This is a genomic window from Streptococcus sp. IsoGale022, assembly GCF_031142805.1.
Classification (GTDB): Bacteria; Bacillota; Bacilli; order Lactobacillales; family Streptococcaceae; genus Streptococcus; species Streptococcus sanguinis_A.
This window is the reverse complement of the sequence record NZ_JAKZJI010000002.1, coordinates 83,826-101,557: the sequence shown is the minus strand read 5'-3', so window position 1 is coordinate 101,557 and position 17,732 is coordinate 83,826. Positions and strand designations below refer to the sequence as shown.

At 44.3% G+C, this 17,732-nt stretch carries 15 protein-coding genes and 2 pseudogenes; 4 read left to right on the top strand and 13 right to left on the bottom strand.

Features of this window, described 5'->3' with window-relative positions:
- Positions 1–6: 6 nt before the first annotated feature.
- From tsaD to RG608_RS01980, 4 genes are read right to left on the bottom strand one after another with little or no spacing between them, the layout of a single operon-like run.
- On the bottom strand, positions 7–1,017 hold the full coding sequence (tsaD, locus tag RG608_RS01995) for a tRNA (adenosine(37)-N6)-threonylcarbamoyltransferase complex transferase subunit TsaD (protein WP_268686998.1): 1,011 nt from the start codon (positions 1,015–1,017) through the stop codon (positions 7–9).
- Positions 1,007–1,459 (bottom strand): ribosomal protein S18-alanine N-acetyltransferase, encoded by a 453-nt coding sequence (rimI, locus tag RG608_RS01990; RefSeq protein ID WP_268686999.1) that lies wholly within the window; start codon positions 1,457–1,459, stop codon positions 1,007–1,009. Before rimI ends, tsaD begins: the two co-directional genes overlap by 11 nt.
- A complete protein-coding gene (gene tsaB / locus RG608_RS01985; RefSeq protein WP_268687000.1) occupies positions 1,456–2,142 on the bottom strand; it encodes a tRNA (adenosine(37)-N6)-threonylcarbamoyltransferase complex dimerization subunit type 1 TsaB in 687 nt (228 codons plus the stop codon). The genes rimI and tsaB overlap by 4 nt, the downstream gene beginning before the upstream one ends.
- 10 nt (positions 2,143–2,152) lie before the next feature.
- Positions 2,153–2,614: a MarR family winged helix-turn-helix transcriptional regulator gene (locus RG608_RS01980; RefSeq protein WP_002929093.1), complete on the bottom strand. Its 462-nt coding sequence runs from the start codon at positions 2,612–2,614 to the stop codon at positions 2,153–2,155.
- 132 nt (positions 2,615–2,746) lie between these two features.
- Here RG608_RS01980 and RG608_RS01975 point away from each other — a divergent pair, with 132 nt between their 5' ends.
- The 4 genes from RG608_RS01975 (at position 2,747) to rnjA (ending at position 7,212) form a co-directional block, all read left to right on the top strand.
- On the top strand, positions 2,747–3,799 hold the full coding sequence (locus tag RG608_RS01975) for an SDR family oxidoreductase (RefSeq protein ID WP_002903702.1): 1,053 nt from the start codon (positions 2,747–2,749) through the stop codon (positions 3,797–3,799).
- A 226-nt stretch (positions 3,800–4,025) separates the two neighbouring features.
- Entirely contained in the window at positions 4,026–5,063 is a 1,038-nt protein-coding gene (locus tag RG608_RS01970; RefSeq protein WP_002929091.1) for an SDR family oxidoreductase, read from the top strand.
- Positions 5,064–5,295: 232 nt separating this feature from the next.
- Positions 5,296–5,526, top strand: a complete 231-nt coding sequence (locus RG608_RS01965; protein ID WP_032906349.1) for a DNA-dependent RNA polymerase subunit epsilon — start codon at positions 5,296–5,298, stop codon at positions 5,524–5,526.
- A gap of 3 nt (positions 5,527–5,529) precedes the next feature.
- Positions 5,530–7,212: a ribonuclease J1 gene (rnjA, locus tag RG608_RS01960; protein WP_308946481.1), complete on the top strand. Its 1,683-nt coding sequence runs from the start codon at positions 5,530–5,532 to the stop codon at positions 7,210–7,212.
- A gap of 28 nt (positions 7,213–7,240) precedes the next feature.
- Here the strand turns inward: rnjA and RG608_RS01955 are convergent, their stop codons facing one another.
- From RG608_RS01955 to RG608_RS01915, 9 genes and pseudogenes are all read right to left on the bottom strand, one after another.
- Positions 7,241–7,987 (bottom strand): DNA alkylation repair protein, encoded by a 747-nt coding sequence (locus RG608_RS01955; protein WP_268687001.1) that lies wholly within the window; start codon positions 7,985–7,987, stop codon positions 7,241–7,243.
- On the bottom strand, positions 7,971–8,558 hold the full coding sequence (locus tag RG608_RS01950; protein ID WP_125330853.1) for a TetR/AcrR family transcriptional regulator: 588 nt from the start codon (positions 8,556–8,558) through the stop codon (positions 7,971–7,973). The genes RG608_RS01955 and RG608_RS01950 overlap by 17 nt, the downstream gene beginning before the upstream one ends.
- Positions 8,551–8,970, bottom strand: coding sequence for a VOC family protein (locus RG608_RS01945; protein ID WP_125330852.1), 420 nt, complete (start codon positions 8,968–8,970; stop codon positions 8,551–8,553). Before RG608_RS01945 ends, RG608_RS01950 begins: the two co-directional genes overlap by 8 nt.
- A 104-nt stretch (positions 8,971–9,074) precedes the next feature.
- Positions 9,075–9,479 carry a GNAT family N-acetyltransferase gene (locus RG608_RS01940; RefSeq protein WP_125330851.1) on the bottom strand — a complete coding sequence of 135 codons (405 nt, stop codon included), beginning with the start codon at positions 9,477–9,479 and terminating at the stop codon, positions 9,075–9,077.
- Positions 9,480–9,533: 54 nt separating this feature from the next.
- A pseudogene (glnA, locus tag RG608_RS01935) lies at positions 9,534–10,881 on the bottom strand (type I glutamate--ammonia ligase).
- A gap of 31 nt (positions 10,882–10,912) precedes the next feature.
- Positions 10,913–11,278 (bottom strand): MerR family transcriptional regulator, encoded by a 366-nt coding sequence (locus RG608_RS01930; protein WP_002896641.1) that lies wholly within the window; start codon positions 11,276–11,278, stop codon positions 10,913–10,915.
- Between the two features lie 80 nt (positions 11,279–11,358).
- Positions 11,359–11,883 (bottom strand): aromatic acid exporter family protein, encoded by a 525-nt coding sequence (locus RG608_RS01925; protein ID WP_223314795.1) that lies wholly within the window; start codon positions 11,881–11,883, stop codon positions 11,359–11,361.
- A gap of 177 nt (positions 11,884–12,060) precedes the next feature.
- Positions 12,061–12,726, bottom strand: coding sequence for a CHAP domain-containing protein (locus RG608_RS01920; RefSeq protein WP_002898473.1), 666 nt, complete (start codon positions 12,724–12,726; stop codon positions 12,061–12,063).
- Between the two features lie 172 nt (positions 12,727–12,898).
- Positions 12,899–17,465: pseudogene (locus RG608_RS01915) on the bottom strand (antigen I/II family LPXTG-anchored adhesin).
- Between the last annotated feature and the right edge of the window lie 267 nt (positions 17,466–17,732).

Sequence of the window (17,732 nt, the reverse complement as noted above, 5' to 3'; positions counted from 1 at the left end):
TCTCCTTTACTCCATCGTTTCAAAAGCCAGACTCGGCTTAGCATTCAGGTCCAAACTGGCAAAATTCTTCTTATTCCATTCGCTGACACTGGCATAGGCAATCATACCAGCGTTGTCACCGCAAAGGCGCAGAGGCGGAATAATCACCTTCACATCCTGAATCTCAGCTGCCAAGCGTTCTCTCAGGCCTTGATTGGCTGCAACACCGCCCGCCACGACCAGAGTCTGGACTGGATATTTTTCCAGCGCTTTTTTAGTCTTGGCCATGAGAATATCCATGACCGCTGCCTGAAAGCTTGCTGACAGGTCTTGGTTAGACAAGACTTCTCCCTTTTGCTGAGCATTGTGGTGCAGGTTGATAAAGGCCGACTTGAGACCGGAAAAAGAAAATTCCAGATTGTCTTCCTTAATCATGGCCCGCGGAAAATCGTAAATATCTTGTCCCTCATGAGCTAACTGATCAATCTCCCGTCCTGCTGGATAGGTCAGCCCCATAACGCGACCCACCTTGTCATAGGCTTCACCGACTGCATCATCGCGGGTCTCCCCCACAATCTTATAATCACCAGCCTGACTGACATAGACCAGCTCAGTATGGCCGCCGCTGACCAAGAGAGCCAGCAAGGGAAATTCCAAGGGCTCCACGCTCTGGGCCGCCATCAGGTGTCCAGCCATGTGATTGACTGGAATCAGGGGAATATCATGAGCCCACGCAAAGGACTTGGCCGCTGCCAAGCCGACCAGAAGCGCCCCAACCAGACCAGGACCATAGGTAACGGCCACTGCTGTGACCTGCTCCTCGCTAATCCCTGCTTCTGCCAAAGCCTCCTCAATGCAAACCGTAATGACCTCCACATGGTGACGGCTGGCCACTTCCGGTACCACTCCACCAAAACGCTTGTGGCTCTCAATCTGGCTGGCAATGACATTGCTCAAAAGCTCCGTCTCATTCTTCAGAACCGCCACACTGGTCTCGTCACAAGACGTCTCAAAAGCTAAAATATATCTATCTTTCATGGATCTCTCTTTTCATGACAATCGCATCTTCCACCGGCGCATGATAGTAGGCCTTCCGCCTCGCGATTTCTTCAAATTTTTCTTTTTTGTAAAATAGCAGAGCTGGCTTGTTCGACTCCCTCACTTCGAGGAAAATTTCTTTATCTGCTGGCAAAAAGTTAAACAAGGCTGTCGCGATTTTCTGCCCCTGATAGCTAGGCAATACAGCAATTTGCAGAACTTCTGCTTCAAAGTCTGTCTCCTGCCAGACTAAAAAGCCGACAAGCTGACTCTCATCTGCTGCTAGTGCACAACTGTTCACATCCGAACGCAGAACCTCTGCCACTTGGGCCGCTGTCCATGGGCTGACCTCATAGACTGCAAGTAAGAGCTGTTCCAGCTCTTTGGCGAGAGCGACCGCGTCCACATCCGAGCTGTCGCTCCATTTTCTCAACTTAATCATAGGCGCTGAATGTAAGAATCGCTGGATTCCTGATGGGTCTTGAGCCAATTTTCCTCGGCTTCTACACGCTTGAGATAGTTAGGAACAAAGTCATGAATAGACTGGGCTGGCAGGTCTAAACCGAGACGACCAACAGCCGCTGCATCTGGTAAGGTCGGCTGAATGGCAGCCTGAGGAAGAGCCGCTTCAATCTGCTCCGTAAAAGCTGCTGTCTCTCCGACAAAGGTGACTGGTTGGTTAGCAGCGCCAGCTATTTCCAAAACCTCTGCCAAAGGCAGATGAGCTTCCGGCCGCACAGCCTGACCAGACTGGTAAAAGCCAGCATAGACATTATTGCGGCGGGCATCCATGACAGGAATGACCAAACCTTCCGCCTGCTCTGGGACTAAAGCCAGCAGACTAGACACACCGACCAGCTCAATCTTGAGGGTATGGGCCAGAGTCTTGGCTGTCGCCACCGCAATTCTCAGACCTGTGTAGCTGCCTGGACCCTGAGCCACCGCGATACGATCCAAATCCATCGGCTTCATATCCAGACTATTCATCAGAAAATCAATAGCCGGCATCAGGGTAATGCTGTGGTTTTTCTTGATATTGAGCGTCACCTGTCCCAAGAGCTCCTTATCCTGCAAAAGTCCCAAGGACAAGGCTTTATTGGACGTATCCATCGCTAAAATGTTCATAAAAATCCTCTCATTCTTCACTGTACCAAAGAGAGCGGCGTTTTAATTTGTCTTCGTAGAAACTATCTACCAAAAATTCCTCTAAAATCTGGCTAAAAGCCTCCAAATTAGGCACTTGCTGCGCCAAGTGTTTTCCAAAAATCGCTTCTTGCTCAGCAATCTTGGGCAGCAAATCCGCTCCAGCAGCAGTCAAGCTCAAGCGAGAACTGCGCTTGTCCTTGCTAGAAATTTCCTTCTTGACCAAGCCTTTTTTAATCAAAGCCTGCACCAAGCGACTAGGGCTTTTTTCCTCACAAATCAGGGATTCCCCCAAGCCCTTGAGAGACAGCGGAGCATGTTCGCCCAAAACGAGCAAGACCTCGCTTTGATTGGGCGTAATTCCCAAAGGCTCTAGCAACTTCCCATATTCTCTCGTCGCTAAGCTCTCTGCACTTCTAAACAAATAGCCAAATCGAATTCCTTCTGCTACCACGCTGCTCTCCTTTCAAAAATCACTTCTATACTATTTTACACTAGATTAGGTAAATTGTTGACAATTTTAGTTAAAAAATATAAAATCTTAAATAGATGATATATCATCTATTTGCAAAAGGAGGAAAAACGGATGACCCCAAACCCTACAAATCAAAAACCAGCTAGAACAATGACCCACGCTTTTGTGACTGGTGCGACCGGTCTTTTAGGAAATAATCTCGTGCGTGCTCTGCTAAAAGAAAACATTCAAGTGACCGCTCTCGTTCGCTCCGAGGAAAAAGCGCGCAAACAATTTGCCGACCTGCCTATCCAGATTGTCAAGGGGGATATTTTAGAGCCCGAAAGCTATCGTGACTATCTAGCAGGCTGCGACAGCCTCTTTCATACCGCTGCTTTTTTCCGCGATAATTATAAAGGCGGCAAGCACTGGCAGGAGCTCTACGACACTAATATTATAGGCACAAATAACCTCCTAGAAGCTGCTTACGAGGCTGGTATCCGCCAATTTGTCCATACTTCCTCCTGTGTCGTACTGGAAGGTGAGGCCAATCAGCTAATCGATGAAAGCATGTCTCGCTCAAAAGATACTCCTTTTGATTACTATCGCAGCAAGATTTTGAGTGAAGAGGCCGTTCGTGATTTCTTGGACAAGCATTCAGATGTTTTCGGTTGCTTCATCTTGCCGAGTGTAATGTTGGGTCCTAGAGACCTTGGTCCGACCTCCAGTGGGCAGCTGATTATCAATTTTGTAGAGCAAAAACTTCCAGGTATCTTAAAGGCTAGCTATAATATGGTGGATGCTAGAGATGTAGCAGATATTCATCTCCGCGCCATGAAATACGGACGCTCAAAGGAGCGCTATCTGGCAGTTGGACGGCAAGTGACCATGACAGAATTGTACCAAATACTGGAAAAAATCACTGGCGTTCCCGCCCCCAAGCGCAAGATCTCCCCTCTTTTCGTCAAAATCTATGCCCAAGCAAGTGAGCTCTACCACCGGCTCACCAAAAAACCAATTTTGGTTACCAATGAGCTCGCTCATCTCATGGCCGAAGAATATCTCAAAAGTAATTTTAGCTTTGCCAAAACCGAGAGCGAGCTAGGCGGACAGCATCGCCCTCTCGAAGAAAGCTTAGCTGACGTGGTAGATTGGTACCGCAAGCACGGCTATTTCGCCAAATAAGCAGCCCTCAAAATCAAGTGACCAAATGTTCATCGCTTGATTTTCCGCACTTCTGAATAAATATCTAAAACGGTCTCCTAAAGATGACATTCTATTCCCGTCCTTTGCAAATTTCTTCTGTATCTATTTTACACTAATTCCCTTAATTGTTGACAATTAATCTTGCAAAATATAAAATAAGAGAATAGATGACATGTCATCTAAATATAATTTAAGGAGAAGAGCCATGCCCCCAAAACACCAAAGCCGAAGTATTCACCACGCCTTCGTTACTGGCGCAACAGGTTTACTAGGAAATAATCTGGTGCGATCCCTTCTAAAAAAAGGAATTCAGGTGACTGCTTTAGTACGCTCTCGACAGAAAGCCTTAGAGCAGTTTGGCAATCTGCCGATCCATTTCATTGAAGGAGATATTTGCCAGCCAGACAGCTATCAAAATCATATGCAAGATTGTGATAGTCTTTTTCACACAGCTGCTTTCTTTCGAGATAGTTTGAAAGGCGGTCAGCACTGGCAAGAACTGTATAATACCAATGTGAAGGGTAGTTTGGAACTTTTTGAAGCCGCTTATAAAGCTGGCATTCGTCAGGCGGTCCATACCTCATCGATTGCAGTTCTCTATGGTGAGCAAAATCAACTGATTGATGAAAGCATGTTACGCAGCAGGAATACAAGCAATGACTACTACCGCAGTAAGATATTAAGCGAAGAGGTTCTCTTAGATTTTTCAAAAAAACATCCTGATTTTTTTGTTAGTTTTGTCCTGCCTGGATTTATGTTTGGCCCAGGCGATATCGGTCCTACCTCTGCGGGACAGTTGATTTTCGACTTCGTTCATAAAAAACTGCCTGGAATCATTCCCGGCAGCTACAGCGTCGTAGATGCCCGAGACGTCGCAGACTGCGAAATCCTAGCTATGCAGTATGGCCGACAAGGAGAACGATATTTAGCAGCTGGTAGGCATATGACGATGGAAGAATTATTGAAGAACCTAGAAGCGGTCAGCGGAGTTGCCGCTCCAACTAGACGGATTCCTCTTTTTCTTCTAAAGATAATTGCTCAATACAATGAACTATATCATCGTCTAACAAAACGTCCTATTCTGTTGAGTAAGGCTGCTGTGACCTCTACTGAAGAGGAATATCTCCGAACACATTTCAATTCTGCAAAATCTCAAAATGAGTTGGGAGCCCATTTCCGTCCCTTTGAAGAAACTCTCAAAGATGTCCTAGCTTGGTACAAAGAGCACGGCTACCTATCATAAGATTAAAAGTATCCAGAACAGGCATTTCAGGAATATGGAATCCGAATGCTTTCAGACTAAATCACTCTTACATTTTCTTATCTCCACCTTTTACTATTCCCTTATTTTATGTTATAATCATTATAATTGTAACGAATCAGGATTAATCTACTACTCAGAATTGAATAAAAGAAAACAGCTAATCAGCTGTTGTTTTCTGCAGGTTAATCATGAAAATATGAAAGGAAATGTAATGATTTACAAAGTTTTTTATCAAGAAACAAAAGAGCGCAGTCCGCGCCGTGAAAAGACACGTGCCCTTTATTTAGATGTCGAAGCAGCTAATGAATTGGAAGGCCGCATTCAGGCTCGTAAGTTAGTCGAAGAAAATACCCCTTACAATATTGAATTTATTGAGCTCTTGTCTGACAAACACCTCGAATACGAAAAAGAGTCAGGCACTTTTGAATTGACGGAGTTCTAACCCATGGCATATACCTTAAAACCCAAAGAAGTTGGCGTTTTTGCGATTGGTGGGTTAGGCGAAACCGGTAAAAACACCTACGGGATTGAATACCAAAATGAAATCATCATCGTGGATGCCGGTATCAAGTTCCCAGAAGACGACCTACTAGGAATTGACTATGTCATTCCCGACTACTCTTATATCGTTGAAAATATCGACCGCGTAAAAGCTGTCCTCATCACCCACGGGCACGAGGACCATATCGGCGGTATTCCTTTCCTGCTCAAGCAAGCCAATGTTCCTATCTATGCTGGTCCTTTGGCGCTGGCACTCATTCGCGGCAAGCTAGAAGAGCATGGACTTTTGCGCGATGCCAAGCTCTATGAAATCAATCAAAACACAGAACTGCAGTTCAAGCATCTGAAAGCTACTTTCTTCCGGACAACCCACTCTATTCCAGAGCCTTTGGGAATTGTCATCCATACGCCGCAGGGTAAGATTGTCTGTACAGGTGACTTCAAGTTTGACTTTACACCAGTTGGTGAGCCGGCAGACCTGCACCGCATGGCTGCTCTGGGCGAGGAAGGCGTTCTCTGCCTCCTATCTGACTCGACCAATGCTGAAGTTCCAACCTTTACCAATTCCGAAAAAGTTGTCGGGCAATCTATCATGAAGATTATTGAAGGCATTAATGGACGCATTATTTTCGCCTCCTTTGCCTCAAACATCTTCCGGCTCCAGCAGGCAGCAGATGCTGCTGTCAAGACCGGTCGTAAGATTGCGGTCTTTGGCCGCTCCATGGAAAAGGCTATTGTCAACGGGATTGAGCTGGGCTATATCAAGGTTCCCAAAGATACCTTCATCGAGCCAAATGAACTCAAGGACTATCCAGCTGGCGAAGTGCTGATTATGTGTACCGGAAGTCAGGGTGAGCCGATGGCAGCCCTGTCTCGGATTGCCAATGGTACCCACCGTCAAGTTCAGCTGCAGCCTGGAGATACGGTCATCTTCTCATCTAGTCCTATCCCTGGTAATACGACCAGCGTTAACAAATTGATTAACATCATTTCCGAGGCCGGTGTAGAGGTTATCCACGGTAAGATTAACAACATCCACACCTCTGGACACGGTGGCCAACAAGAGCAGAAACTCATGCTCCGCTTGATTAAGCCAAAATATTTCATGCCAGTCCATGGTGAATACCGTATGCAGAAAGTCCATGCAGGTCTAGCCGTTGATACTGGAGTACCAAAAGACAATATCTTCATCATGAGCAATGGTGACGTGCTGGCTCTGACAGCTGACTCAGCTCGTATTGCCGGTAGCTTCAACGCTCAAGATATCTATGTTGATGGGAACCGCATTGGTGAAATCGGAGCTGCAGTCCTGCGCGACCGTAAAGACCTGTCAGAGGACGGTGTTGTCCTGGCTGTCGCGACGGTTGACTTTGAATCCAAGATGATCTTAGCCGGTCCAGATATTCTCAGCCGCGGCTTTATCTACATGCGCGAATCAGGCGACCTCATTCGCCAAAGCCAGCGCATCCTCTTCAATGCCATTCGCATTGCCCTTAAGAATAAAGATGCCAGCGTCCAATCTGTTAGCGGCGCTATCGTCAACGCCTTGCGTCCTTTCCTCTATGAAAGTACCGAGCGCGAACCTATTATTATTCCGATGGTGCTTACACCAGACGAAGACAACTAAAAAATAAGCTTTGCTAGTCTAGCAAAGCTTATTTTATTGCTTTATTTTTTGTTCGCGAAGCATGCTTGATAATCCAAGCGCAACTCGGACTCAGTTTTTCCTCTTGCCAAGTCCTAATCACCCTCTCGAATTTTTCAGGATCTTCTTTATATAAATCATTCAGATTATTAGCGACACTTTTTTGGATTGATTTATCCGCATCATCCTTTAGATTCTTTAGAATAGCGGTAAACTCATCAAAATAATCTAAAACCACAGTCTGCTTCTTAGCCCAGGGCAGTCGGATACGCATACACTCGCTAGCTAACCTGCGGACGCGCATATTCTCATCTCGGCTCCACTCTAATAGTAAATCCATCGTAACTTTAGGATAATTAGCCAGCAAGGGCCGCATGGAAAATTCTCCAGTAAATCGCTTGGTTAATTCCTTACTGAAGGCTGCACTCAGCTCGAATTCTTGACCTCCGTAAAGTTCTACGTATTTGCCAATCGGCCACAACCAGTACCCCTCTGAGAACATCCCCAAGCCGCCCTCTAACTCCGGACCAAGTATCTGCTCAAAAACCTTCAGAGAATCAGCATAAGAAAGCGGCAAGCATTCTTTGATACTCTTTGCCAGCAGCTCTTGACGCTGAGTAAATTCCAAAGCCTCTAAGTCGCTTTCAACTAGAGATCTAAAATGCTGAGCATCAAATTTATCTGTGACTTCTTGCAGACGACGACTCAGATCCTCGGCATAAACCAAATCATAATAATCTTTAACCTTTTTCGCCATGATTTTTAAATCCCCTTAACAGACTTCTCACTGCTTCTCTGACTTCTGCTTCTTCCTCTTTCTCAGCAAGAAAAAGAGACAACTCGTTCAAGGCGCCTGAAATCATATGAGCTGCCATATCCAGATCAATAGAGATAAGTTTCCCTTCTTTAGATAAAATGTCTAATTGCTCTCTCAAATGAAAGAAAGAATTAGCCTCGTCCTGACGACGCCACTCTTTCCACTCAACGATATTGGGACCATCAAGCAGGAGAATATGTTTATTTTCAGTCAAGGTCGCAAAACGAACAAAAGCAACACAGCCTTCCACCAACTGCTCCCAAGAATCGTGTGCTTCCAGGGCATTTTTTTCTACATAAGACCCCAGTTCGGACTGAATTTGTGTCAGTACGGCGGTAAATAAAGTTTTCTTATTCCCGAAATGGTGATAAAGTGCGCCTCTTGTCATTCCCAACTCATCTACAATTTCTTCCAAGGAAGTTTCTGCATAACCCTTTAAAGAAAAATGTTTCCGGGCGATAGCTAATATTTTCTTGCTTGTCTCTAGAGAAGCCTGCTGTTTTTTATTCATCTTCACTCTCCAAATAATTTGCCGTAAACTCAGCGCTAGGTGGAATTACTTGAATTACATCAACCAAAACAGAACCCGGCGCTTCCACAATGAAATGGCGCTGACCAAAATCTTCACTCTTAATAGGAAGAAGGAACTCCATTTCTTCTTGCTGACGCAATTCTTCATAAAAACAATCCACATTGTCAACTTCGATATTGATGATTAGGCCACTCGCCTTAGACTGGTAGGCTTGTGGTACTGTCCCATGCTTACTATCAATAAAAGCAAGCTCAAAACCACTCTCAATATTCTTTAAACTAATATACCAATCTGAACGGAAGGTTTCCTGAAATTGGAAATGCTCAATGAAAAATTGTGCCGCTTGATGGATAGCTTCGCTCATTAAAACGGGGTATAAACTGGTAATCATTTGTTCTCCTTTTCTTAAACTTTATTTTAACATACATACTGAATGTATGCAAATAAATGTTAAAAAACAGAAGCAAAATTGACTTCCATCTATTTGAGAATGGCTCACTTAAATCGCTTGATAAAATGATATTTGGTAATGCCCTTTTGTGGGACATCTGTTAGACTGGCGTAGATTTCATAGCCTTGCTTGATGTAAAAATCCCTGGCCTGATAAGATTTAGTGGACAAGGTAATGCTAGTTACTCCAGCTTCTACAGCCTTTTCTTCTAATTCTGCCAGCAGACTGGCTCCCAAACCTTTTTTCTGATGTTCTTTATCCACCACCAAAGCCTTGACATGAATATTTTCCAACACCTGCCGGGCATGGAGCAAGGCAATTAACTGGCCATCTTCCTCCCGCCTTAAATAATAATCTTGAGGTCCAAGTTTTTCAAGCATATCTGGACCAAAATAGGCTTCATATTGCTCATCAAAAACACGCTTAATAAAATCATGAAATTTTCCCATCTTTCTCCTCCTCCACGAAAAAGCAGGGGATATGCCAATCCTCCTGCTCTAAGTTTAGTATAAATCCAGATAATTATCCACTTCCCATTGGGAGACAAAGGTTGCATAGCTTGCCCACTCGATGCGCTTAGCTTCTAAGAAGCTTGTATAGATATGCTCGCCAAGAGCCGCTTTAACGACTTCGTCTTCTGTCAATGCCTTCAAGGCATTGTGAAGAGTTGATGGTAGGTCTGTAATTCCAGCTTCCTTACGCTCCTCTGGAGTCATGATATAGATATTCTCTTCGATTGGGGCTGGAGCTTCGATTTTATTCTCAACACCGTGCAGGCCAACTTCCAAGAGAACTGCCATAGCAATATATGGATTGGCCATCGGATCAACCGAACGCAGCTCCAAGCGAGTACCCATACCACGAGAGGCTGGCACGCGCACCAACGGTGAACGATTACGTCCTGCCCAAGCAATATAAACTGGTGCTTCATATCCAGGAACCAGACGTTTATATGAGTTGACCGTTGGATTCATGATAGCTGTGTAGTTATAAGCATGGTTAATCAAACCACCCAAGAAATGGTAGGCTGTTTCTGACAGCTGCATACCTTTTGGATCTTCTGGATCGAAGAAGGCATTATTGCCGTCTTGATCAAAGAGAGACATATTACAGTGCATACCAGATCCTGCAATGCCAAACTTAGGCTTGGCCATAAAGGTTGCATACAAACCGTGCTTACGAGCAATAGTTTTCACAACCAGCTTGAAAATCTGAATCTTGTCACAAGCCCGAAGCACTTCGTCATACTTAAAGTCAATCTCGTGCTGGCCGACTGCTACCTCATGGTGACTAGCTTCTACTTCAAAGCCCATCTTGGTCAGGACATTGACGATTTCCCGACGAGTATTGTCTGCCAAATCTGTCGGCGCCAAGTCAAAATAACCGCCCTTGTCATTTACTTCCAGCGTCGGATCACCATTTTCATCCAGCTTAAAGAGGAAAAAATTCTGGCTCTGGTCCGAGGTTAAAGGACTTAAATCCCAGCTCTTCCATATGCTTGAGGGCACGCTTGAGGTTGCTCCGTGGATCCCCTAGAAACGGTACATGATCTGTCGTATAAACATCGCAAATCAGACCCGCTACACTACCGTTTTCATCTCCCCAGGGAAAGACTGTCCAAGTATCTAAATCAGGATAAAGATACATATCTGATTCATTGATACGGACAAAACCTTCAATGGAAGAACCATCAAACATGGCTTTATTGGATAAGACCTTGTCAAGCTGTTCATCCGTAGCAGGAATTTCCACATTCTTCATAGTCCCTAAAATATCAGAGAACATAAGGCGAATAAAGGTAACATTTTTCTCTTTTACTTCGCGACGGATATCAGCTGCTGTAATAGACATTAAATTTCTCCTTGTAATTCAAACAAAATAGCTATGGTCGACGCATCTGACCAAAGGTTGGCAGAGAAGAAGCAAAACGGCCTTGCTGCAAGATGTCATGATGCAGGGCACGGCGGACATCTTTGTCACTAATGGTCTTGCGGGACTTGGCTTCACGCTCAGCATATTTCCTCTTAATCGCAGCGATATTATAACCTTCTGAAATATAATCCTTAATTTCTAAAAGGCGGTCCATATCATTCAAAGAATACATCCGACGATTGCCCTCATTCCGAGCAGGGGTAATCAGATTCTGGTCTTCATAATAACGGATCTGACGGGCAGATAGGTCCGTCAGTTTCATAACACTGCCGATGGGAAAGACTGCCATGTTTCGGCGAAACTCTTTTTCCTTCATTCAAATTCCTCTCTACGCACTATTATAGGACGAAATAAATCTTATGTCAAGAAATAATGTTAGATTTTCTTACACAGATTTTATTTTTTCTTTTCAAAGATGGCTCGCAGCCGATCTATATCAGAATTTACCAGAATCGCGACAAAGACCCCCATGAAGGTTTCAAAGATTCTGGCAAAGACATACAGGATGGTATCTTCCGGCCGAATGGACAGAGTAATAATCAGCATGGCAGATACTCCACCAATGACTCCAGCCTTGTTGTTCATGGCGACATTGGTCATAATTGTCAGCATAGTACAGACCGGCACCAAAAGGAGGGTGACCCAATACTGCTCCTTAAAAACACTATTGGCAATGAAAAATAGCAGAGCGTAAAAACCACCGATGCTGTTTCCCAAGATTCGCGATGTCCCGAAGTGGACACTCTGATCAAAATCTTCACGAAGACTAAAGACTGCAGTCAAAGCACCGATTTGCAGGCCTTTCCAACCAAAAAGCCCAAAGAGCAGTAGAATGATGAAGACAGCCAGACCGGTTTTAAAGGTACGCATGCCCAGACGAAATTTCGATTTATCAAACTTGTACTTATTGAAATAACTCATTAGTCTCCTTCCAGGAAATCCTCCCTCTCTTCATTTTAACATATTTCGCCTCAAAAAAACTCTTTCTGCTCAGGACTTTTCCCGCACAAAGAAAAAGCTCTATCAGCTACCGCATCAAGAGCTATTGACTATTTAAAAGCTGAGACATTATCTGTCCCAGCCTCGTTTTTATTATCTTTAATTTGGATAGATATAGGTAACGCCACCCATAAATTCATTCGGGTTAAAGTAGCCACGATAGTTGTTAATCTGCTTTTGGCGATTGTAGTTCGCTTCCAAGACTTGAATAGAGCTGTCGCTTTGCACATCTGTCACATAAGCAACGTGTCCGTATTCACCGCCATCCCAAACTGCAATAGCCCCTGCTACTGGGACATTTCCTGTTGCATAACCCTGAGCACCAGCATTGATCGCCCAAGTATTAGCATTGCCCCACCAGTTACTCGCCCAAGGAGCCATTTCTTTTACGCCCCAGGTACATTGACCGATTGGGTAAGAATTGCCATAGTCAGTTGGTGTATTTAAGACAACATCTTCAGTATCAGATACCAAAGCAGCATCGCTTGTCGCTTCATAAGCAGGAGCACTGTATGGATTGTAAGTCTGTGCCAAAGCTGTACCATTTACTTGCAGCACATCTCCTGGGTTAATCGTATCAAAAATTGATTTTCCATTATTGGCAGCAAGTTCGTAAGGATTCATCCCATTGGCGCTAGCAATGGCAAAAAAAGAGTCCCCTTGCTGGACAACGTAAGAATCTGCATTGACAGCTTGAGCGCCGATTGTCGCCAAAAAAGCTGTAGAAGTTAAACCAAGAGTTGCTTTAGCAAATGCTTTTTTCATAACTGTTTTTCTCCGTATAATTTGTTGATAAAAAAATCATACCTCATTTACATGTCAGTTTTTTTAGAGTTATGTTTTTGTCATGTTACAAATGATTTAGACTTTTGCTACATGAGATTTTGCAGTATTTTTAAAGATAAAAAGGCTAGGGACTTCCTAGCCTCATCTATTATCAGTCTTCTTTACATTTTAATTTTCCTAGACCTAAAGCAGCAACAATGGCTGCTAAACCTAGATATGGCAGATAGACTGCATCTTTGGCTCCCGTTTCTGGCAGAAGAGAAACAGGAATCTTTTTAGCCATTGGAGTTGGATCGGCTCTTCTTGGATCGTTTACATCCGAAACAAGCAGATGCTGTGACTTAGGAGTGACTGTTGTAACTGTATTTGAAGCATAGACCACACGATTGACGGTATTGATGTAGGTATTTTCAAAAGTACCCGCAGCAATCCGCTTCATCTGTAGATAGGTTTCAGCCTGAAAAGCTGAATCCAGAGAAATAGTCTCTAAGAATTCTTCCTTGAAACGAATAGAAATCAACCCTTTCTCAAGATCAATATTCGCAGCTGTATACTCAGTCAAATCTGTACCAGCCTTTATCACCTTACCATCTTTGAGCGTGATGTCTACTTTGGCAAAGGTTTTGTAAGCACCCGTGTACTCATCGCCTCGTTGATCATAATCATCCACAAAGCTATAGTCTGTCAACTCTTCAGAGTGGTTAGCAGGGATCAAGCCGCCGATGAGACGGTAGTTAAAGTGCCGTCCCAAAGTCAGTTCCTTGCCATCCAAGTTCTCTGCACTTGTCGGATCCAAACTCAGAGTAATATCTTTTTCAGGACTGATTTTAGGAACATTGTTCACGACTACGTCTGTCGCATAACCATTTCCAAAGTCAATTTGATAAGCCCGGTTCTCGAATTTACCGCCTGTGCGGCCCATTCCTTCTTTGACCGCCATAGGGCTTGTAATGGTCAAAGATTTACCTGTTACAACATATTGGTCATAAAAGGCTTGGGCATCGTCTGCTGCAAAGAGTTGGAAAGAACCTTTAACAGTGATATTGGCCTTTTGAAGGAGCTCTCGAACTGCTGCAGGGGCTTTTTCAAGGCTCTCGTAGTGGGTCACTGTCACACCTGCCACAGCCTTGCCATCCGCATCCACTAGCTTGACTAATTCTGGACGAAGCTCAAGTGCCTCTTCTGGATAATCATCTACATAGTAGAAGCCTTTTTGAATCGTGCTCTTAGATGACTTATCTCCCTTATACTGATCCAAATCCCAAGTCAGCTCATAATAGTTGGTCGAACCAGCCAAGACTTCCTTACCATCAATCACCAAGCCTGCCTTATTTTTATTGACCTTGGTTGGCTTGATGTAATTATTGCTAGGATTATCCGAATCATCAGGCTTGCCTGGCGTAGTCACGCGTACTACGTTTGAGCGGACACCATAGGCATCATTGACTGTCATGGTGAAATTATTGGTATAAGTCGCGCCATCATTGAGCACTCGACCGACTACAGTTGGAAAGAGCGTAGCAACTTCTTTGGTCGTATCAGCGTTATAAGTAGCTAAGGTTGCTGGAGTTGCCTTGAATGTCACTGTGTGACTAGCCCTATCATAGCTGACGTCAAAACCTGCGCTAGCAGCTTTTGTTGCTTCTAAGTCAACTTCATAACCACTTGGCAACGGATCAGCAATGACAAAAGAAGTCGTCTCGCTGCGTCCAGCTGGAAGAGCTTCTGTCTTTAAGGCAAACTGAACGACAGACTGCTTAGCTACAAGAGTCTTATCAATATTGGTGCCTTGGTCATTTTGAATTTCTTTATTGATCAGCGGCTGAGATTGTAAAAGAGCATAATGATAATGCACAGTCGGAGCTACGGGCGCTGCTGGCTCTTTTTGATAAACAGGTTCTGCTGGTAAGGTTGGCAGCGGGCTATAAGTTGGTTCTACCGGCTTATTAGGCTCCGGTGTATCTGGTGTAGGAGTTGGCGCTTCCGGCTCCTTCTCATAAGTCGGTGCTGCCGGAGGTGTTGGCTCTTTTTCATAGGTCGGTTCTACCACTGCTGGCCGGACAGTTTTTTCTACTTCATAGCTTGGCTCAGAAGGCTTACTAGGCTCTTGTGTATCTGGTGTACGCGTCGGTGGCGTCGGATCTTTTTCATAAGTCGGTGCTGCCGGAGGTGTTGGAAGAGCCTTCGGTGTTGGTGTAGTTGGAGTTGGATCCAAAGGCTTAAGCGCTTCTTCAGTTGGCACTGCAGGAGCTGTAGGAGCTACTGGCGCTTCCGGTTCTTCTACTGTGATGATTGGCAGATCATTCGCTCGAACATCACCATTAATCGCAAACCAAATATTTGGTTTCTTAGGAGCTAGTTTGTCAGCCCTACGTGGATCAGTAGCCTCTGGCTGGCCTAACACTTCAGAAGAGGAAATTGTTCCAATCGTCATACTGTTGGTTGTGCCAGAAATTTCTACCGCTCCTGCTCCATACCATGAGTTAGGAGCATCTGTAGTGTCCCAGCCTGAGTCCGGCTGAGCATTCTTATACATGGTAAAGCGAGATCCGCCAACTCCTTTTTTTGAAGTTTTCAGACTCAGTCGCATAAATTTGGCCGTTCTTTTCACCAATAGATGAACCTGAAATCTTGTTGAAAGTTCCGGTATAATCTTTGGCCATTTCGATAGAGTTAGCTTCACGGTTGAGGGAAGCCACGGACATCAAGGCCTGGTCAAAATTAATCGGTTGGCCTTTATCATCATAAAAGACAAATTCCGTCTTCACAAAGAGAGAGGTTGCATCTTCAAAATTTCCTGTATAAGCTGAAGCAAACACTCCCATGGTTGGATCTTTAAAAATACCTAACCAAGCCTTATCATTGCGGAATTGGGAGCTTGGATCAAGAGTATAAGTATAAACGATTTTAGAAACTTTTTTCCCTCGATAATAAGTTCCCTGAAGATTTGTATAGGTTGCTGTTGCAGACTGACCGCGGCTCAGCAAAACAGAAGACCATTCAGTCGGCCCTTTACCACTTGTTACGTTAGAACTATAGTCTGCATACTTGCCAACCGTACCAAAGCTTTCCTGCTGATTGGTCTGATAGTTAGCATTTTGAATATCTGTTACTTTGAAGTTGTCCAACTGGAAGAGTTTCTTAGAAAACTCTGCAGTGTTCTTCACAGCGGCTTCCATGCCAGCATAGCTGACAAACTCACCAGTTGTAGTCAGTGACAGATCAGCATTAGGTTCTGATTTGAAAACCAGACTTTGCGCAATTGGACGGCTCAGATGCCCGTCTTCAGTCTTCTTTGCTTCTGCGATAGCCAGTCCAGCCTTAATCTTGGCCTGTTCAGCATCATACTTAGCCTTATCTTGCTGATACTTGGCTAATTTTGTATTATAGACAGCCAAATCAGCATTATACTGGGCCAACTGAGCTTGATAATTTGCTTGGGCTTGAGCATTACGCTTCTTGATTTCTTCATTTTCAGCTGCTATAGTGGCATTCTTAGCTTGGTTCTCTGCCAGCTTTTGCTCATATTCTTTTTGAGCTGCTGCATTTTCAGCTTCAATTTGAGTCTTTTTAGCTTCATAAGCTGCTAAATCTGCTTCATATTGAGCTTTTTTATCTTGATTTTCCTTTTGGATACGGGCCAATTCTGCCTGATAATTCGCCTGAGCAGCTTGATATGCCGCTTCATTATCAGCATTGGTCTTTCGGACGGTAGCTAAATCTGTTTGATATTGGGCAAGTGCTGCCTCGTAGGCCTCTTTTGCAGCCGCATTCCTCTGTTTAATAGCTTCATTATCAGCAGCAATCTTAGCATTGGCAGCTTGAGTATCCGCCAAAGCTTTTTCATACCGGGCCTTAGCTGCCGCATTCGCCTTTTGAACACGGTCCAGTTCACTAGCATAAGCCGCCAGAGCCGTATCATAATTAGCCTTTGTTTCCGCATTCAGTTTTTGAACACGAGCTAATTCTGCATCATAGGCCGCTTTAGCTGCTTGATAGGATGCCGCATTATCCGCATTCGTCTTTTGAACCGCTGCTAAATCTGTTTTGTATTTACTAAGGGCAGCTTCATAATCTGCTTTCAGCTGAGCATTTTCTGCTGTAATCCGAGCTACTTCTGCCTGATGGGCAGCCAAATCTTTAGCGTATTGTTCCGCTGTCGCTTTGTTTTCTGTTGTAATCCGAGCTACTTCCGCCTCGTAGGCTGATACTTTTTCTTTATACTCCTTGACCTTGGCATCAATCTCGGTTACCTGCGCTTGATAATCTGCTGCAATCTCCGCTTTTTTGTCTGCTGTTTCTTGAGCAGTCTGGGCTACTCCATTGTCAACAGCTGGGTCTTTGACCACTGTCAGCCCAGCTTCTTGAGCCTTTTTGACGCTTTCATCTAAACCAGCTGTTGGAACAGTCACTGTCACACCGCCATCTGCCTGACCTGCTCGCGCCTGACTCTCTTTAGATGCCTGACTGGCTGGCCCTTGAGCTTGAGGCAGATTAGTCGCTGCATTTCCAGTGCCCACCATTTCAGTATTGACAGGACTATCGGTATCAGATACCACTTCATCTGCTCTTACTTGCATCGTTGACGTTAAAAAAGCCGCACCTAGAACAGCACCGCATAAAGTTTTAACAGCCTTGTTTTTCCGAAAACCAAAAACTTCTTTTTTCTTCATTTTTCTCCTCCCTCTGCTAACTTTTACAGTCTGCAGTTTTCTCATGCCTTCAGAAAATCAAAAAGTAATGGAAACCACCAATCAGAAGTTTCTTTCTCATTTTGACCCTCTTTAAGCATCAGAATAAATATATATATCTTATATCCTAACAAGTTTTTCTCAGTTTTGCAAGCATTTTATGCTCGTTTTATTTACCTTTATGCAGATTTAGACATCCAAGGAAAAACGTATTTTTATTGTAGGATTTTTCCCTACAGCAGGACAATGAGAATACAAGAAAAAGACCAGCTTTCACTAGTCTTTCCTTATTAC